The sequence below is a fragment of the Nodosilinea sp. LEGE 07088 genome (genome assembly GCF_015207395.1).
In the GTDB taxonomy this organism is placed as follows: Bacteria; Cyanobacteriota; Cyanobacteriia; order Phormidesmidales; family Phormidesmidaceae; genus Nodosilinea.
Map to the genome: position 1 here is coordinate 1 of NZ_JADEWX010000215.1, position 8,732 is coordinate 8,732.

The following is an 8,732-nucleotide window of genomic DNA, read 5'->3' on the forward strand; positions in this document are numbered from 1 at the left end:
AACCGACAACGGTTGCACTCAACTCTTGGATATCTGTCCCCAGTGCAGTTTGAAGACAACTACTGGCTCTCTCTAGAGGGCCTGAACGTAGCTTAAAGTACCTGTCCACTTTCTTGAGTCAAGATCACAGGTGGTGGTTGAGTTCTCCGGCTAGCGCACGCTCAACCAGGCGCGCACTCAGCTGTTTGAGTAAGCCGGACTCCCCCAGAATATCCTCGGGCCCCTGGCAGTCCGCCAAGAGATCATCCAGCATGTCATCGATGCGGTTTGGTTCTTTCTTCTTGCGTACCATGATGCGGTCTCCTGAGTTATTGGGATTCTAGACCGCTTACACAAAATTCTGATCAGTCTCCCTATTTTGCCCTTGATGCCTATGCCATCCGTTGGCTGTGGTTATGATCGAACCAAATCTTCTACGCTTAACCCCTATGGCACAAATCACGATCAACATTCCCGATGACCTCGCCCAACGGCTTGCCCCCTACCAAAGCCAATTTTCTAGTCTCTTTACCCGGCTCATTGCCACTACCCTGCTCGGGCAACCCCCCAGCGAGCAAAGCACAACAACCCCCAACCTGCCCAACACTTCCATCACCTACCAAGAAATTCTCGACTTTCTCATCAGTCAACCCACCTCAGAGCAAATCATCGGCTTCAAAGTATCCGAAACCTCTCAAAACCGCCTGCAAACCCTGCTACAAAAGAATCGTGAGACCACTCTCAGCCCAGCCGAATCTGCTGAGATAGACCTTTATGAGCAATTGGATACCTTAATGGGCCTGTTGAAGGTTCGCGCCTACACCACCCTCAACGCCGCTCCCCAAAACTAGCCCTGCCCATGACCGACTACATTTCGGTAGCCCTTCGCCAACTCGTTACCCAAAGGGCATTAGGGGCCTGCGAATATTGCCGCATTCACCAGACCTTCTCCATCTACAGCCACGAGGTTGATCATGCGATCGCTCTCAAACATGGCGGGCAAACCACCCCAGAAAACCTCGTACTGGCCTGGTTACCCTGTAACCGACACAAAGGCTCAGACCTCACCAGCCTCGATCCCCTCATGGGCGAGATTACACCCCTCTTCAACCCACGCACCCAAGCCTGGTCAGAACATTTCCAGCTAGAAGGGGGACTCATTCAAGGCTTAACCGCCACAGGACGAACTACCCTCTTTTTGCTAAAAATGAATGAGTCTAGCCGACTGCAGTTGCGTCAAGCTCTAGCATCTCAAGGACTCTACCCTGACTTACCCAAAAATCTGCCAAACGGGTAGCTCTCTACACCTGTAGTGCCCAACATCTCGACCCTTCAGGGCAAAGCATCCAACCTATAAAACAGGTAAAGGCTGTATCAATTCAGTTGCCCCCTCCGCCAAACGGCTGAATCTCTCACCCCCTGCGCCACACCAACGTCTCTACCCCTCTCCATCGGGAATGTTGAACCCAATGACTTCGACATCGCCGAATTTGCCCGCGACTACCAGCTCACCGTAGACCTGACCGAAGTGCTGGGCCTGCTAGAGCAGCTCACCGAAACAGTCGATGATACCCTGCTCGCCGTCGGCAGCGAATCGATGAGCGGTAGCCTGCTCGTCTACGACTACGTCAAAACTGCCGCCCGCCGCTCCCCCGGTCTCAAAAGCGTGGCCGACCAGCTGGGCGAACGCTTCAAAGCCCTGCGCCGCCGCCGCCCCAAAGCGGACGACATGGCTGCTTAGGCCAAATGCGATCGCGGGTGATGCCTAGATGCCACCCGCGATCGCAAACCGTAGACGGCGACATCTACGTCGATAGCGCCTGCATGGACTGCAACACCTGCCGCTGGATGGCCCCCGATATATCTTCACCCGTGCAGTCGACTCGCCCCGCGTTGCCGTTTAGAGAACGCCTTCGGAACCTACTGTAGGTTAGAACATAGCTTTCTTTTTCTGTAGCTAAATTTGATTGTGGCTACCGTTGATTCACAATCATGGAATCCGCAATATTCGTGAGAGTATGCAACCCCAGCCATACTTTTCAGGCTTTGCCCCCATCCCCGCAGAGGCCGAACCTCGGCTGATGCCTGATGCCCAACCGCTGTATCTGCAACCCAATAGTGATGGCAACGCGGTAGTTGTCTGTGTGCATGGGTTTACCGGCACCCCCTATGAAGTGGCACCTGCCGCTCGGGCGATCGCAAAACTAGGCATCGCTGCCGTCGCGCCACTCCTGCCGGGGCATGGGTACCAACATCGCGAAGAACAGAAGCGCGAATTTGCCCGCATTACCCCAGCTGGGATGCTGGCGGCGGTGCGGGAAGAGATTTCCAAAGCCAGGCAGCGCTACGCTCGGGTGGGGCTGTTGGGGTTTTCGATGGGCGGCGCGATCGCCCTGAGGATGGCGGCTGAAAGCTTAGTCGATTGCTGTGTGGCGGTAGCCCCAGCCCTGCGCCTGCCGCCCCAGGGCGAAATCTTGATTCCCCTGCTGAGCTGGGCGAGCTTTACCCTACCCGCCGTGCCTAAGGATCCGTTTTATATCCCTTGCTATGACTTTCATCATTCCCATGCACTGAGAACCCTCTGGCAGCTCAGTCGCTATGCCCGCAGCGGGCTACCTAAGATTAGCTGCCCAGTGCTGGGCATCCATTCCCACAACGATTTGACCGTGCTGCCGGTGGTGCTGCCCTTGATGCAAGCGCAAATTCCGGTACCGATAGAGACGGCCTGGTTTGACGGTTCGGGCCACGTGATGCTGCTGGATAAGAGTGGTGCAGCGGTGGCCCAGACGGTGGCCGAGTTCTTTCAGCGCCAGCTATCGACGGGTAAGGGCGTTTGACCATGCAGCTGTGGTCATCAGCGATCGCAGCACCTGCTGTGCCCAAAACGATAAACTAGCCCTATGCTGCAGATCACCAAACGTACCGCCATCCCCCTCAGCGACATTGAGCTGAGTGCCGTGCGCTCCCAGGGGGCGGGGGGCCAAAACGTGAACAAAGTCGCCACCGCCATTCACCTCCGGTTTGATATCGGTGCGTCGTCGCTGTCGCCCCTCTACAAAGAGCGCCTGCTCAACCTCAACGACAGCCGCATTACTAAAGACGGCGTGGTGATTATCAAAGCTCAGCAGCACCGCACCCAAGAACAAAACAAAGAGGATGCGCTCAATCGCCTCAAAGAGCTGGTGCAAAGCGTCACCGTGACGCCCAAAAAACGCAAGCCCACCAAGCCCTCTAAGGGATCCCAGAAAAAGCGCCTGGACGGTAAAACTAAGCGATCGCAGCTCAAAGCCCAGCGCGGCAATATCCGCGATTGACTGTCGTTGCGGCCCGCAGCTCCGCCCCGCCCACCTCAACGACCTTTCCTCTAGGCTAGACCGCCAGGCAGGCCAGTCTAGAGCCCTTGGCTAACTCCCCTGCCCCGCTGTCCCCAGCGCCTCGACAATCTGGAAATTCTTTCGCCCCACCTGTGTCCACAGTGGCAAACCCTGTTACTCTGAATGTCTGAATTCTCCACTGCTGCAAACGGGTGAAGACGTCGTCGGTGCTAGCACCCTCTGAACTACTATGGGCCTTGATCGGGTTGGTTCTCACCATTGTGGCCACCTGGATGGAGGCGTTTGTGCTCACCGGGCCCTGGAGTTGGGGGCAGTCGGGGATGGCTATTTTCTCATTGGGCGTGAGCTTTCAGGTGGGGGCAGTGCTGCTCACGGGCTGCGTCGGCGGCAAAAATGCGGCGGTGCTGTCGCAGATCGCCTATTTGATTCTAGGGTTGGCGCTATTTCGAGTATTTGATTTTCCGGTATTTACCCAGGGGGGTGGCCTCAGCTATGTGCGCGAGCCTGGCTTTGGCTATCTGATTGGGTTTGTGCCCGCCGGGTGGGTCTGTGGCTACCTGGCCTTTAAATATCCGCCCAAGCTGGAAAACCTGGCGTTGAGCAGCCTCAGTGGCCTGGGCATTATTCACGGTCTAGGCATTGTTTACCTGACTCTAGCTTCCCTGCTAGGCTGGTTACAGACCGTATCGGCCTCCTACTGGGAGCTGCTATTGGGGTATTCCATATTGCCGCTACCGGGTCATCTGATCGTTGTGTGCGCGGTAGCGGTGCTGTCGCTAGTGCTGCGGCAGCTGTTGTTTTACTAGGCCCATGAGCGTGCGCAATCGTTGGTTTTGGATAGCCGCTGGGGCGGGGCTGGTGCTCGATCAGCTGACTAAGTATTGGGTGGCCCAGACCTTTGAGCTGACCACCCCCCCCGACTCGCTGCCCCTGTGGCCGGGGGTGTTTCACTTTACCTACGTGACCAACAGCGGCGCAGCGTTTAGTCTGTTTAGCAACAATGGCCAGTGGCTCAAGTGGCTGTCGATGGGGGTGAGTCTGGGGTTGATTCTCTTAGGCCTCAAAACTCGGCTGCCCAACCGTTGGGAGCAAGTGGGCTACGGGCTGATTCTCAGCGGTGCCCTGGGCAATGGTATCGATCGCCTGTTGTTTGGCGAAGTCATTGACTTCTTTGACTTTCGGCTAATTCGCTTTCCGATCTTTAACGTGGCCGACGTCTGCATCAACATCGGCATTATTTGCCTGCTGGTGGCAGCGCTGAAGACACCACCGAAGCGGGGAGAGCTATAGAGGGTGGATGGGTGAGGGATTTGTACCCGCCCACTCATCCACCCTCCTACTCCTCTATTTCCCGACGGGCACCGGCTTTACCTTCCAGATATCGCGGGCGTACTCGGCAATGGTGCGATCGGCAGAGAACTTGCCGATGCGAGCCGTATTGAGAATGGCCATGCGTACCCAGCGATCGCGGTCTTCGTAGGTGCGGCTGACATGCTCTTGGCACTGCACGTAGGCCGCGTAGTCGGCCATCACCATGTAGGGGTCGTCCACCAGCAGCGAGTCGAGAATCGGCAAAAACAGGTCGGGATTCTCGGGCGAAAATAGGCCCGATGAGATCACGTCCAGGGTGCGCTTCAGCTCGGGGTTGGTGTCGTAGTAGTACCAGGGGTTGTGGCCCACTGCCTTGCAGGCCGCCACCTGCTCAGTGGTGAGACCAAACAGGAAGAAGTTGTCGGCCCCGACCTCTTCGCGGATCTCTACGTTGGCACCGTCGAGGGTGCCAATGGTGAGTGCCCCGTTGAGGGCAAACTTCATGTTGCCAGTCCCCGAGGCCTCCATGCCAGCCGTAGAGATTTGCTCAGACAGGTCAGAGGCCGGAAACAGCCGCTGGGCCTGGGAAACATTGTAGTTGGGTAAAAATACGACCTTGAGCCGACCAGCGACGATGGGGTCATTGTTGATCACATCGGCGACGGCGTTGGTCAGTTTGACCACCAGCTTGGCCATGGCGTAGCCCGGAGCCGCCTTACCGCCAAAGATCACCGTGCGGGGCACCACATGATCGCCAGGGTTTTGCACCATGCGGTTGTACAGGGTGACCACGTGCAGCACGTTCATCAGCTGGCGCTTGTACTCGTGGATGCGCTTGATCTGGACATCAAACATCGAGTTGGGGCTGACTTCAATGCCGGTGGTGTCGTGAATATAGCGGGCCAGGCTCCACTTGTTTTCTTGCTTGATGGCCTGCCATGCCTGACGAAACGCTGGGTTGTCAATGTGGGCTTCAAGCTGCCTGAGGTGGTCGAGGTTGGTAATCCAGTTGTCGCCGATGGTTTCAGAAATCAGCTGGGCCAGACGCGGGTTGCACTGCAACAGCCAGCGACGGGGGGTAATGCCGTTGGTCTTGTTGGTGAACTTATCGGGCCACAGGTCGTAAAAATCGTGCAGCACCTCCTGCTTGAGCAACTCAGTGTGCAGGGCGGCAACGCCGTTGATGGCATGGCTACCAACGCAGGCCAGGTTAGCCATGCGCACTCGCCGCTCGGGGCCTTCTTCAATCAGCGATAGCCGCTCTAGGCGCTCAGGATCTTTGGGGTAGCGCAACTTTACCTGGTCTAAAAAGCGCTGGTTGATTTCGTAGATTAGTTCCAGGTGGCGCGGCAGCAACTTGCCAAACAGGTTAACTGACCAGCGCTCTAGGGCCTCGGGCATGAGGGTGTGGTTGGTATAGCCAAAGGCCCGCTGGGTAATTTGCCAGGCGGTGTCCCACTCAAATTGGTAATCGTCGATCAGCAGCCGCATGAGCTCGGCCACCCCAATCGCCGGGTGGGTATCGTTGAGCTGAATGGCCGCACAATCCGCTAGGTTGGTGAGGTCGCTGTGGTCGCGTAGATGCAGCCGAATGATGTCTTGCAGCGAGCAAGCCACAAAGAAATACTGCTGTTGTAGGCGTAGCTCTTTGCCCTGCTCGGTTTCGTCGTTGGGGTAGAGCACCTTGGTGATGTTTTCGGAGATCATCTTTTTGGCTACCGCCCCAAAGTAATCTCCGGCATTAAACGCCTCCAGGTCAAAGGCTTCACCGGCTTCAGCCTTCCATAGCCGCAGGATATTGACATTCTCGGTGCCGTAGCCAGGGACGGGTACATCGTGGGGAATGCCAATTACCGTCTGGCCTGGAATCCACCGCACCTGGTAGTCGTTGTCACCGTCTTTGTAGACCTCGGTATGGCCGCCAAACTTAATCTCGACCCGGTAGTCGGGACGGGCAATTTCCCAGGGGTTGCCGTAGCTGAGCCATTTGTCTGGCGCTTCGACCTGGTGCCCCTTGCGAATGAGCTGGGTAAAAATGCCAAATTCGTAGCGGATGCCGTAGCCGATAGCTGGCAGGTTGAGGGTGGTGAGCGAATCCATAAAGCAGGCCGCCAGGCGACCTAGCCCCCCGTTGCCGAGGCCAGGCTCAGCTTCGCGCTCGAGCAATTCGTCGAGGTCGAGACCACAGTCGGCCAGGGCATGGCGCATGGTGTCGTAGAGGCCCAGATTAATCAGCCCGTTACCCAGCTGACGCCCCATCAAAAATTCTGCCGACAGGTAGTAGACTGTTTTGGCCTGTTTTTGGGAGTAGGTCTTGGCGGTGTGAATGCGCTTTTTTAGCAGTTGGTTGCGCACGCTGTGGGCCAGGGCCGTGTAGTAGTCGTGGATAGTGGCAAACCGCTCGTCTTTACCCTGTACCCAGTGCAGGTTGTTCACCAACGCCTGCTGAATCTGACTGACCTGCGCCTCAGTATCGAGCGCTACATCTGCCGTATCCAATGACAGCGGTACCGCTGTCGCGGCGTTTGACTCGGGCAGACGACTAGATTGCTTGGCCATAGGAACCCTTAATACCGTAGTGATTACATAAGAACTCGCTGGCAGCTCGTAGGCCCTAAGCAGATGACGCCATAGTCTCGATTAGGGACGATGGCAAGCCATTTACTTTAGACAAGGTGGTCTCGGTCATTCGAGACAGCTACCCAACAACCCCAACCCTGAATAGGTTTACTGACTAAAGCTGAGTTAAAACTATAACCCAGCCCTCCCAATGAGATTGCCTCATTTTAACTGGCTGCGAATAAAACTCTGTCGCCTCGCCGACGCCTAGACGCGCTGCACCGGAGAAACTGGGCCCGCAACGGCTCCTAGTACATCCCTAAAAAGCCTCACCGCTCTATGCAAGAATTCTGCCAGACACTCTCAAACGCTTTCAGAGAGAGCATCTGCATGGCCTTAAAAGAATGTTAAGAACAACATGCTGAGTGAGTGGTTTAGAACTGTTAAGTTAGATAAATTAGTGCGTCAGGGAATGAATTTTTTGAATAGAAAGGCTGCAAACCCTTTGCCAGAAGTCGTTTTGATTGTAACGAAAATTTCACGAAGAATTATAAATAGCTTGAGAAGTAGCTTTACACAAAGGCTCTTTTTGGCCGCTGGGTAGAGCACTCTACTCCTGAGGCGGCGGCTCTAGGTTAGCTTGGCTAATTTGCTGATAACGTGAATTTTATATTGGAAAAAGTCTATTGCTGACGCCGACCGATTTAGATAATAACTGCTGATGGATTTAACAAAAAGATTACCTCAAAATCCCCAGTGAAAAGCTAGGTTTTTATCAAGCTTAAGGCTAGCAGCAGGTCTGCTGAAGTGGTGCATTAGCGATGCATTCTTACCTTAGGTAAAGCTAGGATCACGAACATCTAATGCTGAATGAGTCGTTGGGCTGTCGTTACTTGGTGCCAAATAGGCGATCGCCCGCGTCTCCTAACCCCGGCAAAATATAGCCCTGCTCGTTGAGCTTTTCGTCGACGGCGGCGGCGTAGAGGGGTACATCGGGGTGCTCGCTGTGAAAGTGGGCGACGCCTTCGGGGGCGGCCAGCAGGCAAAGAAACCGCAGCGATCGCGGATTGCCCTGCTTCAGTGGGTACAGGGCTGCCACCGCCGTATTGCCCGTGGCGATCATGGGGTCAACGACCAGTACATCGCGATCGCTCAAGTCCTCCGGCACCTTAAAAAAGTACTCAATTACCCGCAGCGTCTGGGGATCGCGGTAGAGGCCAATGTGGCCTACCCGGGCCGAGGGCATGAGTTCTAAAATGCCGTCGAGAATGCCCTGGCCCGCCCGCATGATCGAAACCACCACCAGCTTTTTCTCCGGGGCCAAAATCGGGGCCTCCATGGTTGCCATGGGGGTTTGAATGGTCTCTAGCTTCAGTGGCAGATCCCGCGTCACTTCGTAGGCCATCAGCAGGCTGATTTCCTTCAGCAGGGTGCGAAACTTGGCGGTGCTGGTTTCGGCCCGCCGCATCAGGGTGAGTTTGTGCTGGATCAGGGGGTGGTCGATGAGGTGGAGGTTGGACATGGGGGAGTGGATGGGGAGATGGGGGG

The 8,732-nt window shown here is 55.9% G+C and carries 9 protein-coding genes and 2 pseudogenes; 8 read left to right on the top strand and 3 right to left on the bottom strand.

Annotated elements, in window-relative coordinates; translation table 11 throughout:
* Positions 1-127: 127 nt before the first annotated feature.
* Positions 128-292: pseudogene (locus IQ254_RS27530) on the bottom strand (IS256 family transposase); the annotation flags it as partial.
* Positions 293-428: 136 nt separating this feature from the next.
* On the opposite strand from IQ254_RS27530, the gene IQ254_RS27535 reads away from it, so the two are divergent.
* The 8 genes and pseudogenes from IQ254_RS27535 (at position 429) to lspA (ending at position 4,604) form a co-directional block, all read left to right on the top strand.
* A complete protein-coding gene (locus tag IQ254_RS27535; RefSeq protein ID WP_193969348.1) occupies positions 429-830 on the top strand; it encodes a hypothetical protein in 402 nt (133 codons plus the stop codon).
* Positions 831-838: 8 nt separating this feature from the next.
* Positions 839-1,276: an HNH endonuclease gene (locus IQ254_RS27540; protein WP_193969349.1), complete on the top strand. Its 438-nt coding sequence runs from the start codon at positions 839-841 to the stop codon at positions 1,274-1,276.
* A gap of 159 nt (positions 1,277-1,435) precedes the next feature.
* Positions 1,436-1,720: pseudogene (locus IQ254_RS27545) on the top strand (hypothetical protein); the annotation flags it as partial.
* Between the two features lie 20 nt (positions 1,721-1,740).
* A complete protein-coding gene (locus IQ254_RS27550; protein ID WP_193969356.1) occupies positions 1,741-1,908 on the top strand; it encodes a ferredoxin in 168 nt (55 codons plus the stop codon).
* Positions 1,909-1,997: 89 nt separating this feature from the next.
* Complete coding sequence (locus tag IQ254_RS27555) at positions 1,998-2,816, top strand: carboxylesterase (protein WP_193969350.1); 819 nt, start codon at positions 1,998-2,000, stop codon at positions 2,814-2,816.
* Positions 2,817-2,879: 63 nt separating this feature from the next.
* Complete coding sequence (arfB, locus tag IQ254_RS27560) at positions 2,880-3,293, top strand: alternative ribosome rescue aminoacyl-tRNA hydrolase ArfB (RefSeq protein ID WP_193969351.1); 414 nt, start codon at positions 2,880-2,882, stop codon at positions 3,291-3,293.
* Positions 3,294-3,520: 227 nt separating this feature from the next.
* A complete protein-coding gene (locus IQ254_RS27565; RefSeq protein ID WP_369011368.1) occupies positions 3,521-4,120 on the top strand; it encodes a biotin transporter BioY in 600 nt (199 codons plus the stop codon).
* Positions 4,121-4,124: 4 nt separating this feature from the next.
* Positions 4,125-4,604, top strand: coding sequence for a signal peptidase II (gene lspA, locus IQ254_RS27570; protein ID WP_193969353.1), 480 nt, complete (start codon positions 4,125-4,127; stop codon positions 4,602-4,604).
* A gap of 54 nt (positions 4,605-4,658) precedes the next feature.
* Here the strand turns inward: lspA and IQ254_RS27575 are convergent, their stop codons facing one another.
* Both IQ254_RS27575 and upp read right to left on the bottom strand, forming a co-directional pair.
* Positions 4,659-7,184, bottom strand: a complete 2,526-nt coding sequence (locus IQ254_RS27575; protein WP_193969354.1) for a glycogen/starch/alpha-glucan phosphorylase — start codon at positions 7,182-7,184, stop codon at positions 4,659-4,661.
* An 889-nt stretch (positions 7,185-8,073) separates the two neighbouring features.
* On the bottom strand, positions 8,074-8,706 hold the full coding sequence (gene upp, locus IQ254_RS27580) for a uracil phosphoribosyltransferase (protein WP_193969355.1): 633 nt from the start codon (positions 8,704-8,706) through the stop codon (positions 8,074-8,076).
* Between the last annotated feature and the right edge of the window lie 26 nt (positions 8,707-8,732).

What these genes read in the sequence shown, in the direction of transcription:
- IQ254_RS27535 (WP_193969348.1), top strand. Translation starts at nt 429, where the DNA reads ATGGCACAAATCACGATCAACATTCCCGATGACCTCGCCCAACGGCTT.
- IQ254_RS27540 (WP_193969349.1), top strand. Translation starts at nt 839, where the DNA reads ATGACCGACTACATTTCGGTAGCCCTTCGCCAACTCGTTACCCAAAGG.
- IQ254_RS27550 (WP_193969356.1), top strand. Translation starts at nt 1,741, where the DNA reads ATGCCTAGATGCCACCCGCGATCGCAAACCGTAGACGGCGACATCTAC.
- IQ254_RS27555 (WP_193969350.1), top strand. Translation starts at nt 1,998, where the DNA reads ATGCAACCCCAGCCATACTTTTCAGGCTTTGCCCCCATCCCCGCAGAG.
- arfB (WP_193969351.1), top strand. Translation starts at nt 2,880, where the DNA reads ATGCTGCAGATCACCAAACGTACCGCCATCCCCCTCAGCGACATTGAG.
- lspA (WP_193969353.1), top strand. Translation starts at nt 4,125, where the DNA reads ATGAGCGTGCGCAATCGTTGGTTTTGGATAGCCGCTGGGGCGGGGCTG.
- IQ254_RS27575 (WP_193969354.1), bottom strand. Translation starts at nt 7,184, where the DNA reads ATGGCCAAGCAATCTAGTCGTCTGCCCGAGTCAAACGCCGCGACAGCG.
- upp (WP_193969355.1), bottom strand. Translation starts at nt 8,706, where the DNA reads ATGTCCAACCTCCACCTCATCGACCACCCCCTGATCCAGCACAAACTC.